General features: G+C 67.9%; 16 protein-coding genes. 5 read left to right on the top strand and 11 right to left on the bottom strand.

From position 1 onward, the window contains the following. From uppS to SNA_RS38430, 3 genes are all read left to right on the top strand, one after another. Positions 1 to 1,899 (top strand): polyprenyl diphosphate synthase, encoded by a 1,899-nt coding sequence (gene uppS, locus SNA_RS20630; RefSeq protein ID WP_051877090.1) that lies wholly within the window; start codon positions 1 to 3, stop codon positions 1,897 to 1,899. Positions 1,900 to 2,606: 707 nt separating this feature from the next. Continuing rightward, the gene (locus SNA_RS20625) at positions 2,607 to 4,322 is read left to right on the top strand and encodes a thiamine pyrophosphate-binding protein (RefSeq protein ID WP_030063516.1); all 1,716 of its coding nucleotides are present in this window, start codon (positions 2,607 to 2,609) and stop codon (positions 4,320 to 4,322) included. A gap of 5 nt (positions 4,323 to 4,327) precedes the next feature. Continuing rightward, entirely contained in the window at positions 4,328 to 4,855 is a 528-nt protein-coding gene (locus tag SNA_RS38430) for a carboxymuconolactone decarboxylase family protein (protein ID WP_206742966.1), read from the top strand. Positions 4,856 to 5,034: 179 nt separating this feature from the next. Here the strand turns inward: SNA_RS38430 and SNA_RS20615 are convergent, their stop codons facing one another. From SNA_RS20615 to SNA_RS20610, 3 genes are all read right to left on the bottom strand, one after another. After that, on the bottom strand, positions 5,035 to 5,826 hold the full coding sequence (locus tag SNA_RS20615; RefSeq protein WP_030063513.1) for a phytanoyl-CoA dioxygenase family protein: 792 nt from the start codon (positions 5,824 to 5,826) through the stop codon (positions 5,035 to 5,037). Beyond that, on the bottom strand, positions 5,819 to 6,265 hold the full coding sequence (locus SNA_RS42595) for a hypothetical protein (protein WP_051877089.1): 447 nt from the start codon (positions 6,263 to 6,265) through the stop codon (positions 5,819 to 5,821). Before SNA_RS42595 ends, SNA_RS20615 begins: the two co-directional genes overlap by 8 nt. A 213-nt stretch (positions 6,266 to 6,478) precedes the next feature. Continuing rightward, positions 6,479 to 7,228, bottom strand: a complete 750-nt coding sequence (locus SNA_RS20610) for a TetR/AcrR family transcriptional regulator (RefSeq protein ID WP_044366141.1) — start codon at positions 7,226 to 7,228, stop codon at positions 6,479 to 6,481. 97 nt (positions 7,229 to 7,325) lie between these two features. Between SNA_RS20610 and SNA_RS20605 the strand changes: the two genes are divergently transcribed. Beyond that, positions 7,326 to 7,673: a darcynin family protein gene (locus SNA_RS20605; protein ID WP_037788554.1), complete on the top strand. Its 348-nt coding sequence runs from the start codon at positions 7,326 to 7,328 to the stop codon at positions 7,671 to 7,673. A 52-nt stretch (positions 7,674 to 7,725) separates the two neighbouring features. Beyond that, on the top strand, positions 7,726 to 9,216 hold the full coding sequence (locus SNA_RS20600; protein WP_241779760.1) for a multicopper oxidase family protein: 1,491 nt from the start codon (positions 7,726 to 7,728) through the stop codon (positions 9,214 to 9,216). Positions 9,217 to 9,464: 248 nt separating this feature from the next. Here SNA_RS20600 and SNA_RS20595 read toward each other — a convergent pair whose 3' ends face one another. The 8 genes from SNA_RS20595 to SNA_RS20560 are packed head-to-tail and all read right to left on the bottom strand — an operon-like array spanning position 9,465 to position 17,793. Next, complete coding sequence (locus tag SNA_RS20595) at positions 9,465 to 9,773, bottom strand: EthD family reductase (RefSeq protein WP_030063507.1); 309 nt, start codon at positions 9,771 to 9,773, stop codon at positions 9,465 to 9,467. A gap of 20 nt (positions 9,774 to 9,793) precedes the next feature. After that, entirely contained in the window at positions 9,794 to 11,449 is a 1,656-nt protein-coding gene (locus SNA_RS20590; protein WP_030063505.1) for an alpha-keto acid decarboxylase family protein, read from the bottom strand. Between the two features lie 19 nt (positions 11,450 to 11,468). After that, a complete protein-coding gene (locus SNA_RS20585; protein WP_198535100.1) occupies positions 11,469 to 12,284 on the bottom strand; it encodes an MBL fold metallo-hydrolase in 816 nt (271 codons plus the stop codon). Positions 12,285 to 12,313: 29 nt separating this feature from the next. Continuing rightward, positions 12,314 to 13,309 carry a sugar phosphate isomerase/epimerase family protein gene (locus tag SNA_RS20580; RefSeq protein WP_030063501.1) on the bottom strand — a complete coding sequence of 332 codons (996 nt, stop codon included), beginning with the start codon at positions 13,307 to 13,309 and terminating at the stop codon, positions 12,314 to 12,316. Positions 13,310 to 13,311: 2 nt separating this feature from the next. Further along, positions 13,312 to 14,226, bottom strand: coding sequence for a myo-inosose-2 dehydratase (iolE, locus tag SNA_RS20575; RefSeq protein ID WP_030063499.1), 915 nt, complete (start codon positions 14,224 to 14,226; stop codon positions 13,312 to 13,314). Then, the gene (locus tag SNA_RS20570) at positions 14,223 to 14,762 is read right to left on the bottom strand and encodes a hypothetical protein (protein WP_037788553.1); all 540 of its coding nucleotides are present in this window, start codon (positions 14,760 to 14,762) and stop codon (positions 14,223 to 14,225) included. Before SNA_RS20570 ends, iolE begins: the two co-directional genes overlap by 4 nt. Continuing rightward, the gene (locus SNA_RS20565) at positions 14,759 to 15,871 is read right to left on the bottom strand and encodes a ferritin-like domain-containing protein (protein WP_030063496.1); all 1,113 of its coding nucleotides are present in this window, start codon (positions 15,869 to 15,871) and stop codon (positions 14,759 to 14,761) included. Before SNA_RS20565 ends, SNA_RS20570 begins: the two co-directional genes overlap by 4 nt. Beyond that, on the bottom strand, positions 15,868 to 17,793 hold the full coding sequence (locus tag SNA_RS20560) for a GMC family oxidoreductase (RefSeq protein WP_044366136.1): 1,926 nt from the start codon (positions 17,791 to 17,793) through the stop codon (positions 15,868 to 15,870). The genes SNA_RS20565 and SNA_RS20560 overlap by 4 nt, the downstream gene beginning before the upstream one ends. Positions 17,794 to 17,814 lie beyond the last annotated feature (21 nt).

Raw genomic sequence — 17,814 nt, 5'->3', positions numbered from 1 at the left:
GTGAGTTCCCTCGCGGTGCCACCCACCGGTGTCTACCGGCGCAGCGGCATTCACGACCCGGCCCTGTTCCGCGGCTACGAGGCGTGCCGCCGCGCCACCCGCGCGACGGGCGAGATCGAGTACGCGGTCTCGCTGCTGCTGCCGCCCCCGCTGCGGATCGCCACCTGGGCGCTGTACGGCGCCGTACGGGCAGTTGATGACCTGGCCGACGCAGCCGGCCCTCCTGACAGGGAGAACCGGTCCACCAATGAGTCGGATCCGGGGCGGGCCGAACGGCTGGAGGCATGGATCTCGGCCTTCGACGCGGACCTGCGCGAGGGTCGCGGCAGCGACCCGGTACGGCAGGCGCTGATCCACACCATGCTGACCTGGAACCTGCCTCCGGGGTTCCTGCACACGCTGTTCGAGGAGCTTCGCCAGGACGTTCACGGACGGCAGTTCGCCACCTGGCAGGAGTGGCGGCGCTACAACAGCCTGATCAACACCCCGCTCGTGCTGCGCGCGGGCTCACTGCTGATGCGGGCCGCCGGCCTGTCCGCCGAACCGGAGGCGATCGCCGCGAGCGTGCCGGAGGCGGCGGTGGCGTGGCAGACCGCCGTCGATGCGATCTACCTCACCGACGCCCTCGTCGACCTCTCCGACGACCTGGGCCGCGGTCACGTACCGCTGCCGCAGGAAGCCCTGGACGAGGCCGGCGTACACCGGGCGGACCTGCTGGCCCGGCACACCACCCCGGCGTTCGAGGAATTGGTACGCCGCCTGGCCGCCCGCGCCCGAAGCTGGCTGGATCACAGCCCACTCCCACCCGTACTGCACCCCGCAGTCGCAGTGACCCTCGGTACCTACACCGACCTGTACCGGCTCCGCCTCAAGGCCGCCGCCGACGCCCCCGCCGCGCTGCTGCACCGCCGCCCGGCCCTGCCGCGAAACGCCCGGCTGCGCCTGCTGCTGCCCGCCCGGACGAAGGCCGCACTGGCCCGGGGCCTCTTCCCCTTCCCCATCCAGCCCAGCCCGCCGCCACCACCCGCACCGGCCGACGCACCCGAAGGGCACGGCCGGGCCGATGAGGCGCGCGCACGCGCCGTTCAGCAGCAGGCCACCACATCTCCGCCTCCCCACCCGTCCGGCGCCCGCCCGCCCCGGCTCCCGCCCGAAGCCATGCCGCGCCACGTCGCGATCGTCATGGACGGCAACGGCCGTTGGGCCACCGCTCGCGGCCTGCCCCGCACCGACGGCCACCGCGCGGGCACCGAAGCACTGATCGACGTCGTCCACGGCGCCCTGGAGATCGGCCTGAAACACCTGACCGTGTACGCGTTCTCCACCGAGAACTGGAAACGCCCCGCCGACGAACTACAGACGCTGATGTACGAAATCCCCCAGGCCATGCACCGCATGGTGGACGAGACGCTGGACGTCCGCTTGCGCTGGGCCGGGGTCCGCTCCCGCCTGCCGGCCGACGTCATCGAGACACTCCTCCAGGCCGAGCGGGCCACCCGCGAACGCACCGGGCTGCTCCTGACCATGTGCGTGAACTACGGTGGCCGCGCCGAGATCACAGCAGCCGCAGCGAAACTCGCCCAGGAAGCAGCCGCCGGAAGGATCGACCCCAGCTCGGTCTCCGAGCACGCCTTCGCCCGCTACCTGCACGTCCCCGAACTGCCCGACGTCGACCTGCTGCTGCGCACCGGCGGTGACCAGCGCACCTCCAACTTCCTTCCATGGCAGGTCACTTACGCCGAACTGCTCTTCCTCGACACCCCCTGGCCCGCGGTCGACCGCCGCACCCTGTGGGAGGCGATCGAACAGTACGCCCGCCGCACCCGCCGCTACGGCTCCGTCCCCCGCATCCCCGCCCAGCCCACCTTGCTGCGCGGACACGGAGCACCGTCACCATGAGCCATCTGATCGACCTGGGCGGCGCACTCGCGGGTGGGCGGGCGGGTGCGACGTGTCGCCCTGCGCTGCGCGGCGTACGGAAGCACCGTCGGCGTACGCCTGTAGGAGACACGCCCCTGTCATGTGTAGGACTGTCTGAATGTGTCGTATCGATTCTGTGCGCCCTGGGCCGGGTGTTGCCAGGTCGGGTCGCGTCGAGTGTCGTAGAAAGCGGAACTACCTGCTGCGGATTGCCGGCCTGAAGTGTCCCGTTGCTGCCCCGGCAGCGTAGGGCAGCTGCGGCGGGTGCGTGGTCGCCGGTGTGGATTCCCGAGCGGTGCGGGGGCCCGCTCGGTCGCCGCTCCGGTGCCGTGGTGCACCGACGAGCCGCTGCGGACCGGCCTGGTAGGTGAGATGTGTCAGCTGTGTGGAGGGAGGTGGTACCACCCGCGCTGGTTCCAGCGCTCTGGTGATGGGAGCACTTCGGCCACGAACTCGCCCAGGTCCTCCCGCAGTTGATCAACCTCCCCGAGATTCTCGAGCGGCAGCATGCACCACTCCGGCACGCCGGACCACACGCCCGAAGCAGCCTGACGAAGCACTACGAGGGAGCCTGTCGTGGATGTGATCACCGTGTTGAACACAGGGAGCTGCCGGGGGAGGTGGGGTGGGTGATGCCGGGTCTGACGCCCGATGGGCGATGCGGTGGGGCGGGGAAGGCGTTGTCGGTGTCCGGCTGGCTGGTGGATGCGTTGTGTGCCCAGGGAGTGGAGTACGTCTTCGGTGTCCCCGGCGGGCCGCTGCTGTCGTTGTATGAGGAGTTGGAGAACTCCCCGGGGCTGCGGTTGGTCCTGGCACGGCATGAAGAAGCGGCGGCCTTCATGGCGGACGGGTACGCGCAGGCGAGTGGCCGGCTGGCGGTCGTGTGTGCGACGACGGGACCGGGCGCGATGCACGCCCTGACCGGCGTAGCCAGCGCGACGAGCGACTCGATGCCGCTGCTGGTGATCACCGCGCAGACCATGGCTTCGATGTCCGGCCGGAGTGGACTACAGGACAGCAGCGGCGGGAACTGGTCCGTCGATACCGTGGAGATGTTCCGGACCGCGACCAAGCTGTCGACACGGCTCGCCCATCCCGGCCAGTTGCCGTGGCTGTTCCGCCACCTGATGCGGACCATATGGAGCGGGCGTCCCGGTGCAGCCCATCTGAGCGTGAGCTCCGACATGATGAACAGCCCCGTGACCGACGCCTCCCTGCCCCCGCTCTACCACGCGGCGTCTACGGCACCGGATGCGGCCGCGGTGCAGTTGCTCGCGCAGAAGCTTCGACGGTCGCGGCGGCCCGTCATCCTTGCCGGGCAGGGAGCGAAGCTGTCCGGCGCGGCCGGCTCGCTGCAACAGCTCGCCCAGAGTGCAGGGATACCGGTCGCGACCACGCTGAAAGGCAAGGGTGTCTTCCCCGAAGACCACCCATGGGCGCTGGGAGTGTTCGGGCTCGGCGGCACCCCCGCCGCGTTCGACTATCTGCTCTCCCCCGAAGTGGACCTGCTGCTGATCATCGGCAGCGGACTCGGGGAGGCGGCCGCCAACGTCTTCGACTCCCGGCTGGTGACGGGACGCCAGGTGATCCAGATCGACCTCGACCCGCTGCGTCTGGGCGCCGGTTGCGACCTCGACCTGCCCATCGCGGGGGACGCCGACACCGTGCTGCGCGCGCTGCTGGCCGAACTGGCAGATGTTCCCGCCGCGCCGCGTGTCCGTGATGCTGTGCTCACCGGGGCACAGGACCGGCTCTTGGTGCGCGTTCCGGCCTCCGCCCTGCAGAAGGACCACGCGGTCCTTTCCGCGTCGGCCGTCGTGAGCCGGATGAGCGAGCGGCTGCCGGAGGACACCGTTCTTTATACCGACAACGGCAACTGCCTCAGCTGGGTCGGCCAACACCACCGGTCCCGCCCCGGCGGGCAGATCCACTTCTCGTTCAACGTCGCGTCCATGGGATACAGCACCGGGGCCGCCATCGGCGGCAAGCTCGCCCAACCGGACCGCACCGTCGTAGCGGTCATCGGCGACGCCGCTTTCGCGATGAGCGGGATGGAACTGCACACCGCGGCCGAACTCGGCCTTCCCGTCATTTGGGTCGTGCTCAACAACGGCGGCAACGCCATGGTCGTCAACATCCAGGACAGCATCTACGGCCACGGCTCCCGCTCGATGTTCGACCAGCCCATCGACGCCGCGGCCGTCGCCCGCGGACTCGGTGCCCAAGCCCGCACCGCGGCAGACCTGAACTCCTTCACGGAAGCCCTCAGCGAGGCCCTGGAATCCGACGGCCCCTTCCTCATCGACGTTCACGTGGACCCTTCCGAGGTCCCCTGGGCCCTCGGCACCCGTATCACCAGCCTGCGGACGGCCTTCGCCGACCGCCCCGCGAGCGGGTGGTGACCGCCGTGCGCCTGCCCTACCCACGCCCCGAGGACCTCCCCGAGCCGCTGAAACAAGTGCCGCCGCTCAACCTGTTCCGCGCCTTCGGCAACGCTCCCGCCTACGCCGGCGGCCTCATCAGCCTCGGACTCGCCGGCCTCGGCCGGCTCCACCTCACCCCACGCCAACGCGAACTGCTGATCCTCGACACCGCGACCAGCACCGCATCCGCCTATGTGACCCAGGCCCATATCCCGCTCGGCCAGGCCGCGGGCATCACCAGCGAGCAAGCCTTGCTCATACGGCAGCGGAAGCCGCTACCCGGCCCCTTCCCGCCACAAGAAGCCGCGCTCCTGGCAGCAGGCCGTGAACTCCTCCAGGGCGCCACCTGCACCGGCGGGACCATCCGGCGGGCCTACCAACTCTGCGGCGCCCAGGTCGTCACCGAGACCCTCGTCCTGGTCGGCTACTACCGTCTTGTCTGCGGCCTCGCCAACGCCCTGGCCGTGGAACCGGACGGGCAATCCCGCCAGATGCTCCCCTACGTCTCCTGACGAAACGGTCAACCAGCGGCACTGACAGGTGAGTTGGGACATGTCCGTGACGCCTGTTTCAGCCGGACGCTGCCCACTGTCTCGGCGGTGTCGTCGCCCTCGTCCGCCTCACCCAACAGAAGGGTCGTCCATTTCCCATCCCGAGGCGGCAGTCGGTACTTCACCTGGTTGAGCGTTGCTCAGCGAGGACTGGTGACCGAAGTGTGCTTTCCCAGGCCCCGACGGATCGCGATCTCCACGGGTGAGTACGCGCCGTCGGCCCGCTCCAGTTCGTACGGTGCGGCCGGCATCAGCGGCGGCTGGGCCATGAAGCGTGGCCGCACCCCATGGTGCGGTTGCGCCGCGTGCACCAGGAACGGATGGCACAGGAAAACGTCGCCCGGGGACCCGGTGGCGAGGGCGAGTGGCCGGTGGTCGGACGCCGCCACCAGATCGGGCGCAAGAGCCGGCCCGCTCGCCCCGTCCTCCCCGTACTTCTCCAGCACCTTCGGCACGTCGAGGTGTGAGCCGACCCGGATCCGGGTCGGGGCGTCCTCCTCACCGACCTCGCTGAACAGGAACAGCATCAGCAACGCCCGGCCCCGGGAGCGCAGATTTGTGAAGTACCAGCTCTCACCCTCCGGCAGATAGCTCCCCTCGATGTGCCAGCCCGCGTCGTCCGGTTCCTCCTCGTGCGGGAAGCGCAGGGGGAACGTGCCCAGCGAGTAGCGCGGCTCCCAGCGTCCCGCGCCGACGAGCAGGTCGTACGCGCGTTGCAGGGAAGGGGAGTTGGGTGCGGCGGCGAACGGCCCCTGTGCCATGCCGGCCACCCATCGCACGGGCTGTGTCCACGTCGCCGGATCATCCGGGTCGCAGCCGGTCTCTCGCCACAGCAGCCGTGCACAGTCCGCGGCCACTCGCGGCGCGACGGCGCCCTCCAACTTCACGAAGCCGTCGCGGAGGAATCGGGATACCAAGGTCGTGTCATCCATGCCCCCATCGTGCGGCGGCACCGGTCCCGATCACCCAACATTTTCCGCACCGCCTGTGTCGGGTGTTCGCCGAGTCCCTTCTTGCCCCGCTGAAAGAAGGCCACTGCCACCAGTCACATCCCAGTTGCCGAAACAGATCCCGGAGGTTGCCGGCGACGACACATATTCCGCCCTCGTCTCCGAAGACCACCACGGGCGACGTGGCCAGGTCAGCACCGTGGTCGACGCGCCAGAACGCATAGTCCGAACCGGATCTGTTGGCGCGGGCGAAGCACACGAAGCTGTCGATGAACTCTTGCTCGTCCGAGTATGTCTCGGCACCGCTGGGTCTGCCGAACTCGACGAGCTCGAATCCGTTGGCGTAGTACTCGCTTCCACAGCGCTCGTCGAACTCCTTGAGGCCATTGAGTTCCGGGACGGGAGAGTAAGCGTTGCTCACGGGCTGCTCCGAAGCGGGCCGAGAGATCATGTGAAGTCCGGTGAACGGTATCGCCCGTGGTGCCGGGGCCCGTAGCCGTTTCGCCGACCCTGACAACAGCAGTGCTTGTTGGTCAGCATGATGGCCCAGCGGTTCTTCGACGGTGAGATCCAGATCCACATGCCGGTGCCGGTGAATCCGTGGGGCGTGCGAACCCGTTGTCGCGGAGAGGTATCAGCGATCATGTGCCCGAGTGGCGCGCCTGGCGGTGCCCGACTCTCCCAAGGCGGTCAGGACGTCGTGGAGGGTGTGCTCGAAGAGTGGCTCGGGGTCGGTGAGGGCGAAGTCGAGGTGGCCGAAGACCTCTACGGCCACGGCTCCGTACAGGCGGGCCCAGCAGGAGACGAAGACGTAGAGGATCTCCAGCGGCACGGGTTCGCCCCCCAGGTGCTCGCGTACCTCCTCCAATTGGACGATCCACGAGGGGTCCAGGTCGTTGGGCGGCTGGATGTCGCCGCGGTGCCAGAGCTGGACCATCAGGTCCAGGAGGATGGTGCCGAAGCGCCAGCTGGGGTCGTGTGCGGCCGATCCGGGCGCGGTGTCGGCGTCGGTGACCGGTTTGGCGAACAGCAGCCCGAACTCGCGGGGATGGGCCAGGGCCCAGCGGCGCAGTTCCCGGCACACCTCCCGCAGCCGTCGGCCCGGTTCGGAGTCCGGATGGCGTTCGCGCGCCTGCGCCAGGGCCGCGGCCAGCTCGTCGTACAGGTGTGAGGTCAGCGCCTGGATGAGGTCGCGGTGGCTGCCGTAGTAGCGGTAGAGGCCGGGTGCGGTCATGCCCATTTCCCGTGCGATCGCCCGCAGTGTGACGGCGGACGGTCCCTCGTCCACCAGCAGTCGGCGGCCGGTGCGGAGGATCTCGGCCAGCGCCTCTTCGCGGACGCGGTGACGACGTCCTCCGGCAGCGGTTCCCGATGCGCTGGGCACGGTCGTGCACCCACCTTCCCCTTGACAAAGTTAACGCCTATAACTTTAGCTTCCTCCGAAAGTTAACGGTGTTAGCAACTCTCTTCGGGGGATTCTGATGACCTACGGCATCGTGCTCACGTACACGGTCACTCCGCGCTGGCTGGCGCTGTCGCGCGAGCAGCGCAACGCGATGCGCGCCGCGCACCTGGAGCCGGTCTTCGCCGCCTATGCCGACCGGGTCACGGCCCGGTTCTTCGACGCCGAGGCGTTTCACGGGCGTATCTCGGACTTCGCCGTGCTGGAGACGGATGACCTGGGCGGGTACTACTTCCTCATCGAGGCGCTGCGGGACACCCCGGTCATCGCCGAGGGCTATCTGACGTTCGGCGAGGTCTTCCTGGGCGTCGAGGACGGCTTCGCCGCGTACGAGCGGGCCCTCGCGGCCGGGGCCGGTCCTCGATGACCGGGAACGGCGGGGCGCCGGTGCGTCGGCAAGCGTCGGTGCGGCGATCACGGTGGGCGCGGCCGGCTGGTCCCGCCTTGCCGGGGCGTCCACCGGGCGCGTCCTGGCCAGTGCAGGTTCGCTGCCCCGGCCCTTCGGCGTGCCGCTGCCGGTACCGCCGGTGGCCCGGCCGGTGCGCAGCGAGCGCGGCGCCGACTTCTACCGAGTCGAGCAGCGCGAGGGCCGGGTGGAGATCCTGCCCGGCCGGAAGACCACGGTGTGGGGGTACGACGGGATCTTCCCCGGCCCGACCTTCGCCGCCAGGTCCGGGCGCCGGACCGTCATCGAGATGTTCAACAGCCTTGCCGTGCCGACCGTCACGCATCTGCACGGCGGCGTCACCCCGCCCGCGTCCGACGGCTACCCCACCGACCTGCTGCTGCCGACCCGCTGTGCGCCCGGCCGGACACACGACGGCATGGCCGGTGCCCACCCCGGGCGGACCGCCGTGGGTTACCGCAGCTACGAGTACCCGCTGCCGCAGCGGGCGGCGACACTCTGGTACCACGACCACCGCATGGACTTCAGCGCCCCGCAGGTCTGGCGCGGCCTCGCCGGCTTCTTCCTCGTTCGCGACGCCGAGGAGGACCGGCTGCCGTTGCCGGACGGGGACCGGGACGTTCCCCTGATGCTGTGCGACCGGTCCTTCGCCGCGGACGGCTCCTTCCGTTACCCGTCCCATCACGACCGTGACGCATTCCCGGACGGGGTGCTCGGGGACGTTCAGCTCGTCAACGGCGCCCCGTGGCCCCTGATGGAGGTGGCCGCCGCCCGCTACCGCTTCCGGCTGCTGAACGGCTCCAACGCCCGCCGCTACCGGCTGCGGCTCGACCCCGGCGGCAGCACGCACGGGAGGTTCGTCCAGATCGGCAGCGATGGCGGTCTGCTCGCCGCACCCCAGCCGCTGGACGCCGTGAACATGGCGCCCGGCGAACGCTTCGACGTCGTCGTCGACTTCTCCTCCTTTCCCCTCGGCAGCACGGTCACCGTGCACAACACCGCGGCCGAGGGCCGCATGCGCGACGTCATGCGCTTCCACGTCGTGCGCAGGGCGAAGGACGACAGCCGGATACCGGCCCGTCTGTCACCCTCGTTCGCCGCCCTCTCCCCGAACAGCACACTGCCGGTGCGCTCCTTCGACTTCCGCCGCACGCACGGCGCTGACGGCTCGGACGAGCGGCAGATGTGGACGGTCAACGGGCGGCCGTTCAGCACGGATGCGGTGCTGGCCTCCCCGCGGCTGGGCAGTGTGGAACGCTGGCGCTTCAGCAGCGACTTCCACCATCCCGTCCATGTGCACCTGGCCCAGTTCCAGGTCACCGCCCGCGGCGGCAGACCACCAAGGGACGCGGACGCCGGCTGGAAGGACACCGTGGACGTCCGCCCCTATGAAGTGGTCGAAGTCCTCGTACGGTTCACCGGCTACAAGGGCCGCTACATGCTGCACTGCCACAACCTCGAACACGAGGACATGGCGATGATGGCCAACTTCCAGGTGACCTGATCAGGACGGGGAAAGGGGGAGCGGTCGGGGCCTCGCGCGCCCCGCCCGGGTCGCTTCCCGAAGGCCGGGCCGGCGACCGTGCCTACCCGGTCCCGGCTGCCTGGAGCGGCTGCCGGCCTTGGGGGTGGCAAACTCGGGCCCGTGGACCCGACGCCCCCGCAGCGTCATGCGACAGCCCGGCCAGTCACGGGACATATCGGGCAGTCAGTCGCTGACGGCGAGGACGCCGGGCCTCGGAAGAATCGAGGTCAGACCTCCTCGATATCTGTGAAGAGGAGCCGCACACCGCCCGTCGCCAGCTCGAAGGCCTTGGTGACAAACGCCGATGCCTCTTGGGTCGTTACGGCCCTGCTGGCCGCATCGTAGTCGGCGAAGTACATGTCGAGTACGCGATAAGCCGGCGTCTCGCTGCCGTCCTCCTTCGGCCAGACCTTCGCGCTCTCGATCCGCTGGACCCCGGGGATCTTCTGCGCCAGGTCGATCTGCTCGTGGTGACCGGCCTCGAAGGCCTCGGCGGATTTCGGGTTCTCGTAGATTGCAGTGATCTTCGTCGGCATTATTCTCTCCTCGTGTCCTGCTACTGGGATTTCCACTTCGCATTGTCGGGAATTGATTTGTTCGGTACGTGGACCTGGATGATGGAGGGGCTGCTCGCGTTCTTCAGAGCACCCGTCACGGCATCCCTCAGCTCTCCGTACGTGCCGACTTCCCACCCCCGGCAACCGAACACCTCGGACAGCAGGCTGTAATTCCACCGGTGCAGGATGCAGGGTTTGTAGAACGGCTTGTCGGTATGGAAGACCGATGCATCGGCGAGCCACTGCTCCACGGCGTAGACGCCGTTGTCGATGACGAAGATGATCGGGTTGAGCTTGAAACGCGTCTGCGTCGAGAGGCACTGGGCGGTCATCTGGAAGCCGCCGTCACCCGTGAAGACCATGACCCTTTGGTCGGGCCGCTTTGCCAGGCAGATACCCGTCGCAGCCGGCGCGCTGTAGCCGATCGATGAGTAGGACGACTGAACGACAAACCCGCCCGGCCCCGGCACATCGAGCAGCAGGCTGCCGAAGTAGTTCATGCTCGCGTCGGCGCCGACGATGGTGTTCCTGTCGACGTACTGCTGGATGAAGTTGTAGAACCCCTGGTACGTGATCACGTCGGACGAGCCCACGGTCGGCGCGCTCCGCGTCGAATTCTCCGGCAGCTTCCGCGTTTTGGGCACCACCTTTTCGGCCAGTATGCCGTCGATCAGGTGCTCCAACGCGACCTGTCCGCCGAAGAAGGTTCCGAACTTGACCGCGTCGAACGACGCAAATGCGGTCTTGTCGTAGTCCGGTTCCCAGCCCAACGAGTTGATGTCGGTCAGCCACACGCCGAGGCCCAGTACAAAATCCGATGTCGCGGCCAGCTCCGTAACGGCGGCCGATGATGCCTGGCCGTCCAGCACGCCGGCAAACAGCGCGTCATCTTCGGAGAGGACGGCCTTGCTGAGGAGTTCCGTGACGAAGGGGACGTTCAGTTGCTGTACCAGGCTCATGGCCTTGTCCTGAAGGCCGAACCGGTCGATCTCCACACCCAGCCAGATGAGCGGGTTCTCGGCGCTTTCAAGCTTTGCGCAGATCTGTGCGACCGACTGTTCCAGGCTGGTCTCGTCCGACAGGATCCTGGCCGGCTTCAGAACGCCCCTCGGCGGCTCGCACTCCAAGTCGACCATGTCCTGGAGAAGCTCAATGTAGACAGGGCGTCGTTCGGTTATGCACCTGGTCAGTGCATAATCGATCAGCGTCGGCGCAAGGTCCGGGTTGTCAACTCGTATGGTTGCGACCGTTATATGTTCGAACGACTGCATATCTGTTTCACGGCCGCTGATGAAGTGATGCGCACTGAAGCCGGTCTGCTCGAAGGTGAGCGTCTTCTTTATGCTCGGTGTGCCATTGATCAGTACGAGCGGCACCTTCTCGACGTAAGCGCCGGCGACCGCGTTCACGGCACACAATGCGCCCGCGGAGTAGGTGACACAGAGAGCCCCGATACCCTTCAGCCTCGCGTACCCGTCCGCCGCATAACCGGCATTTACCTCGTTGACTTCCTCGATGATTTCAATGCTGCTCGGTGTGACGTACCGGTTCAACCACTCGATCGAATAGTCGCCCGCGATGGAAAACAGATGCCCCAGCCCCAGTTGACGGAGCCGGTCGACCAGGTACCGCCCAACGGTGGAACCCTCGCTCATGGTGTGACCCCCTCCGTTGTCAGTAGTCGCTCGCACTGCCGAACAGCCGGGGCATGTAGATGTCGAAGATCCCCGGGCATTTACGTTCCGGATACCGCTGGAGCATGAAAGCCTTGAAGGCGTTGTCCGCCAGTCCGTTGCCGATTGCCTGCCGAGCGGTCGACAGGTACTCGACGTTACGGGCGACCTCATTTTTGTCGGCCGGCAGGCCGTGGCCCGGCATGAACAACTCGTAGTCCGACACCAGCATTTCTTGCAGCACCCGAATCCAGTGGTCCAGGTGTTTCGTGAGGTACAGATGGGTGCCGCTGTAGAGCAGGTCCTGAGCGAAATACACTCCCAGCTCAGGGAGCCTGATGGTGAGGTGATAGTCGATTTCGGTGTCTGTTACGCGGTCGAAGACATACCTGACCCCGTCGATCGTCTCGACACCGGGGCTGACGACCTGCTTGGGAACGACTATGTGCTCCGGAACGAGATCGCCGAGCTTCCAGTGGTCACTTCGCGAGTCCTCCCCGTGCTCCTGGATGAAGTCCATGGTTTCGGACAACGCGTGGATCTCGATGTCGCTGAACGCGGCTCCCAAGCCGAACCAGTGGTCAGGGTGCCGGTGCGAGAGGTACAGCCTTTCGATCGGCTTGCCCAGGCTGTCGGCGTAGTCCCTGAATGCCCGTGCGTACGGGACGAGGAACTGCCCATCCACGAGGACCAGTTGGTTTCTGGTTTCGATGATGTGCGTGGCGTTCGCGATGTTGCTGTACGCGAAGGAGGCGACGAAGGTGTGAATACGGACATCGCCTTCCTGCTTCACGACCATGACGATGGGATCTGACACCTGAGCCAGCATGCGGGACCTTTCCGAGGTTATGTGGTGTGCTCTCGCAGTTCCGCCAACGCAGCCCTCGCGACGTCGTAAGCGCTGTCAACGCCCGGCACCGGGTCGTCCTCGCCCGGCCGCCAGAAGCGCCGGCGCGCCATGCGCATGGAGCTGTCGAACGGCGGGATGGCGTTGAACACTTCGATCAGGTACGGGCCGCGGTAGACCGGGTCGATCTCGTTCAGGATGATGTCCCACGGGATCCAGCTGTCTTTCACCGCACCCCGATCGGGTGCGGATATGTGGACGTAGGAGAGTCGGTTCTGCCGTACGGCTCGCGCGACATTGTTTTTGAAGACCGAAGGCCCCTGGCTTTCCATCACGACTTGCGCGGTGTCGATCGTTACGCCGCCCCGCGCGTGCTGGAGGCCATCGAGGAAATCGAGTACCTCGGAGACCATGTTGGGCGGGGGCGTCTCCCAGCTTTTGACGGGCTCGATGGCGAGCTGCACTCCGCGCGCCGCGGCGTACTCCGACAGCTCTTCGAAGACGGAACGGGCCGCGTGATAGCGCGGCTTCATCCAGTCCTGGAGGGCGTCGCTCCATAGCGGTTCATTGGCGTCCGTGACCGGAAAGACGCCGTAGGGGTAGAGGAAGGGCCCTGACATGATCGAGTCGCCGCCCAGGACCCGCGTGATGTCAACGCGTGACTTGAGGTAGGACAGGGCCTGTCTGCGCTGTTCCTCATACGGTGAGGTCGGGTCGAAGGTCCGCGTGGTCCCGACGTTGGTGGTGAACTTCACCTCCTGTAGCCCTGCCTGGTCGAATGCCTTCTTGAGGCCGATATAGCTGTCGACCTCGCGCTTGTGATCGACGGTCGTGGGCCGGGAGGCGATGTGCACGTCGAAGCCGTCGTAGCCCATGTCCGTAAGGGCCTTCAGATGACGGATCAGGATCCGGGTGTAATCCGAGTCCTGCGGCCTGAGATCGGCCGTGAACATGAAGAAGCTGAAGAAGACGTCTCGTCCGAATGTCGCGTTCATCGTCACCAGCCCAAGACGTCTGCGAGGTAGGCGCGGGCCTTCTTGGCGTACTCGAGCGGGTTGGCCTTGTTCGGATCCTGCTCGGCCTCCACGACCAGCCACCCCCGGTAATCGGCGTCGGCCAGCACTTCGAGGATGGGCCGGAAGTCGATCGCGCCGTCTCCGGGCACGGTGAAGACGCCGAGTTCGACGCCCTCCTGGAACGAGAGGCCCTCTTCCCGCACCCGGCTCACGACCTCGGGCCGGATGCTCTTCATGTGGACGTGGCCGATGCGGTCGGCGTGAGCCCGGGCCAGGTCCAGTGGATCGTCGCCGGCAAAGGCGATGTGGGCGGTGTCGAGCAGGAGGTGGACCAGGGCCGGATCGGTCGAGGCCATCAGCCGGTCGACATCGGCCCGGGTCATGACGCCGGTACCCATGTGGTGGTGATAGCTGAGCTTCATCCCGGCCGAGCCCGCGATCTTGCCGAGTTCGTCCAGGCCCGACGTCAGGGCGTCCCACTGGGCATCGGTGAAAACCGGGCGGTTGGCGAACACGTCGACGGGGAGCAGGTGCGACGACGCTCCGAACTCGGCCACGACCAACTCGGTCCCGCCCAGCGCCTTGATATGGGCCAGTGTCTCCTCGAAGGCGGCGATCGTCTTCTGCCGCATCTTGTCGATCGTGAAGTACGTGCTCGTCCAGGGCTCGGACACCCGTAGGCCGCGGAGGTCGAGGGCGGCCTTGAGCGCGGCGGCGTCCGAGGGGTACTTGTGCCCGATGCTGCAGCCCTGGAAGCCGGCGAGCGCCATCTCGCTCACGGCCTGGCCGAAGGAGATGTCGGCGTCGATGGCGGGGAAGTCGTCGTTCCACCACAGGGTGCAGCAGACGCCGAGCTTCACCTTGTCCGGGCCGAGGCGGTTCGCCAAGTCGGTCATTTCGTCGCCCCATTCAGGTAGCGGTCCTCGATGCGGGGTGGCTGAGCCCAGGAGCCGTAACCGGGGGCCTTTGCGCCCGGCGGATTGGCCCCGATGGCCCGCCACAGCAGCCCCTCCTGGTAGGAGGCGGCGGTGACCGTGGAGGCTTCGCCCGCAGCGTGGGCCCCGTAGCAGTCGGTCCACTCGGGTGGCAGCGCGTACCACATCCCGGCGTACCAGAGCTTGATCACATTACGGGCCACCGGGCCGAGGCGGTCGTCGCTGAAGATCCGGTGGCGCAGGGCGCGGTCGAGCAGCGCCCGGTCGGGCAAGGCCCGTTCGGGCAGGGCCCGGTCATGGCCGTCGGCATCAACGGCCGCGTCCGCCCGGGCCGCCCGGTGGGCGTCCAAGAGGGCGGTGACGACCTCGTCGCCGCAGGCCGCCTGCACTTTGGCCAGGTAATGGCGGGCCAGACCGGTGCCGAGCAGAACGGTCTCCTCAAAGGCGGTCACGTCGACCGACAGGGAGAGGAACTCCTCGAACGACGGGGCGGTCACCGCGTCACCCCCCGGGCACTCGCGCCGGCGGCCGGTGCGGCCTCCGGATCGGCCCCGAACGCGGCCGGGATCTCGAAGGTAGGAGCGGCGTGCAGACCGTCGCTGCCCGGCAGGGGGTTGCGTACCAGCAGGTTGAACCCGTCGCGCAGGCGGAACATGTCGCAGACGGCGTCCTGCAAGAGGCCCGGATGCCCGTTGAACGCTCTGGTGAGCAGGGCGAGGAAGGCCCCGTAGGCGGCGTTGAAGTCCCGGGCGACACCCGCGAGTTCCGAACCCGCCGGGTAGTCGGCCAGCCGGGCACTCACCTTCACGTTGTACACATCGTCCCAGGCGACGCTGAGCGGCGGCCCCGAAGGTGCGTCGGGGGCGTCGCCCATCTGGTAGTAGCGGCCGAGCTGCAACTGCCGGAACCGGTAGTAGTGGGCCAGCTCCCCGTCCGCGTCGTAGATGCCCGAATCGAGGCCCTCGCCCTGAGCGGCGATGAAGCGCAGCGCCCGGCAGGCCGAGTCCAGGTCGGAGACGACGATCACCGCCCCGCCGCCGGAGTAGAAGTACTCGGGCCCCACCTGAAGGGCCGGATCTCCGGAGAAGAGCTTGGGGTCGTCGGCCGCCACCTTCTCGAGTCCTTCGATGATCTCTGCGTAGAACTCACCGATGCTGTAGAAGCGCATCCCCTCGGCCGTGGGGCTGAAGGCCAGTACCGGACTCCCGCTGTCCGGTGTGCGCAGCAGCCGTCCGTCGGCACGGGGGGCCTGGCCCGGCCGCTCGATCTTGCAGAACGTCTCCACCGCCTCGGGGGACAGGGGCCGCAGGTCGACGGTGAAGTCGTCCTCCCCGTCGGGCAGGTAGGCCGGGTAGGACGGCACGAAGCCGGGGCGGGTCAGGTCCGGCCTCCCGCCGATGGCGTTGAGGATGTTGGCGACGAGGGTCAGGTGCAGCATCTCCTCCACCGCGACCACTCGGATGATGTGGGCGGCGTCGGAGTTGGTGGTGGACTGTATGGAGTAGTACGCGGTCAGGTAGGGAGGGATGGTCGCGTGCTCGAGCGCCATCGCCACGTGCAGATAGCTGATCAGGTCGTCACGGTTGTTGATGGTCGACGCGGTCACCGGGCCACCTCCTGAGGTTGGCGCCGGCCGGCGCCGGTCGAGGTGACGGTGATCGGTGCGGTCTCGGCGTCGAGCTGGGCCAGCATGGCGCGGCTGCTGCGCAGGCTCAGGGCGGCGATGGTGAGCGTCACGTTCGACGTGCCCACGGTGGGCATGCTTCCTCCGCCGACCAGGTAGAGGTTGTCGTGATCCCAGCACCGCTGATCCGGGTTGACCACCGAGGTCGACGGGTCGCGGCCCATGGTGTGGGTGCCGGCGAGATGGTTGCCCCCTCGGATCTCGTACCCCTCGCCGGCGTGGACGGCGTAGCCCCAGAAGTTCGGGTCGTACGCGGTGTGGTCCTCGGCTCCGAGGCGGGCGAAGATCCGTCGCGACAGCTGCCTGGCGTACGCCACCCCGCGCATCGTGTAGTCGGGGATGTCGTAGGTGAGGATGGGCCGCATGTTCCCCAGGTGGTCGGTGTAGGCCGGGTCCACGGTGATCCGGTTGCTCGGGTTGGCGGGGACCTCGACCATGAACGCCAACTGCAGCTGGCGGGACACCCGGTCCACCAGGCCCTGGCGGAGGGACTCGCCGTAGCGGCCACCGGCGTCGACCAGGTCGATCAGGTCGGTCATCGGCGCCCCCCGGGCCCAGCCCCAGCCGTCGTTGTGGATGTCGACGCTGAATGCCGCCTGGCGGCGGCGGAAGCGGCCCCCGCGCAGGTCGGTGATGCCGCCCGTGCAGTTCGTGCCCCGGAAGGTGCCGGCCACCTCGGGTAGCAGGGCCCACGCCAACAGGTAGGCGTGGTCCATGAAGTTCCGCCCCATCAGGCCGCTCGAACTGCGCAGGCCGGAGGCCAGCATCAGCCGGGGGTTCTCCACCGCGTTGGCGGCCAGGATGAACAGCCGGCCCCGGGCCCTCATGGTGGTGAAGCCGGGGCTGTCGGGCCGGTCGTAGCGGCGGTACTCGATCTCGGTCACCCGGCGGGTCTGCTCATCGACGTGCACCTTGTAGGCCACTGCCTGGGCGACCAGGTCGACCCGGCCGCTCTGTAGGGCCACCGCGAGGGTCTTGCCGGCGTGGTACTTGGCCTGCACCGGGCAGATGGGCACGCAGTTGTTGTTGCCCTGGCACCGCCCGCCGACCTCCACCTGGTACGTGCTCACCGCCCCTCGCGGCACATAGCCCTTCCCACCGTCGAAGGCCGGGTTCGGTATCCCGTTCCGCCCCTGCGGGAACGGCCGGACCCGCAGCTCGCGCCGCTCGCCGTCGAGCTCGACCGGCATCCCGTCGAGGTCCTTGGCGACCATCCGGTCCAGGTACGACAGCGGCAGCCCCTTCATCGGGAACACGTAGTCCTCGTCGAAGGTCATCCCGAGGTAGGCCTGGTCCTTTACGTCGGCGGAGACGCCGATCTCGCGTTCGGCCTCGTTGTAGTACGGGGCGAGGTCCTCGTAGGTGAGCGGCCAGTCGGCCCCCTCGCCGTAGAGCGTGTGCATCCGGAAGTCCTCGGGGAGCATCCGCAGCGTCTTGGCCTCCCAGTGCATGGTGGTGCCGCCGAGGACCCGGGTATAGGTGGTGTCGGTGGCGAAGGGCCCGCTCTGGACGATGTAGGCCGAGGCGTCGGGCGCGCCCGGGACGATGCGCCGTGCGTCGGTGCCGCGGGGCATCGGGGCGTTGGCGGCGACCGGGTAGGGGGACTGGTTGTCCTTGCTGGTAGCCGAGTAGAAGCGATCGAGGTAGCTCTCGTAGCCCCTCAGGGTGAGGTCCTCGGCCGGGCCCGCTTCGAGTATCAGTACCCTCTTGCCGGCGTCGCCCAGCCGCGAGGCGATGAGGGCGCCGGCGATCCCGCCGCCGACGATGACGGCGTCGTAGAGAACCTCGGACGCCGCGGTGGGGTCGGTGCGCTTCGCCGCCCCCTCGGGGAACTTCGCGTACATGGGGCAGTCACTCCTCCGCTG

This window comes from Streptomyces natalensis ATCC 27448 (assembly GCF_000935125.1).
Taxonomy (GTDB): Bacteria; Actinomycetota; Actinomycetes; order Streptomycetales; family Streptomycetaceae; genus Streptomyces; species Streptomyces natalensis.
The sequence above is the reverse complement of the archived record's forward strand: the minus strand, read 5'-3'. Positions and strand labels throughout refer to the sequence as shown.

Coding starts and splice junctions, on each gene's coding strand:
- SNA_RS20595 (WP_030063507.1), bottom strand. CDS start 9,773: ATGCCGACGAAGATCACTGCAATCTACGAGAACCCGAAATCCGCCGAG.
- SNA_RS20615 (WP_030063513.1), bottom strand. CDS start 5,826: ATGGATGACACGACCTTGGTATCCCGATTCCTCCGCGACGGCTTCGTG.
- SNA_RS20590 (WP_030063505.1), bottom strand. CDS start 11,449: ATGAGCGAGGGTTCCACCGTTGGGCGGTACCTGGTCGACCGGCTCCGT.
- SNA_RS20605 (WP_037788554.1), top strand. CDS start 7,326: ATGACCTACGGCATCGTGCTCACGTACACGGTCACTCCGCGCTGGCTG.
- iolE (WP_030063499.1), bottom strand. CDS start 14,226: ATGACCGACTTGGCGAACCGCCTCGGCCCGGACAAGGTGAAGCTCGGC.
- SNA_RS20580 (WP_030063501.1), bottom strand. CDS start 13,309: ATGAACGCGACATTCGGACGAGACGTCTTCTTCAGCTTCTTCATGTTC.
- SNA_RS20560 (WP_044366136.1), bottom strand. CDS start 17,793: ATGTACGCGAAGTTCCCCGAGGGGGCGGCGAAGCGCACCGACCCCACC.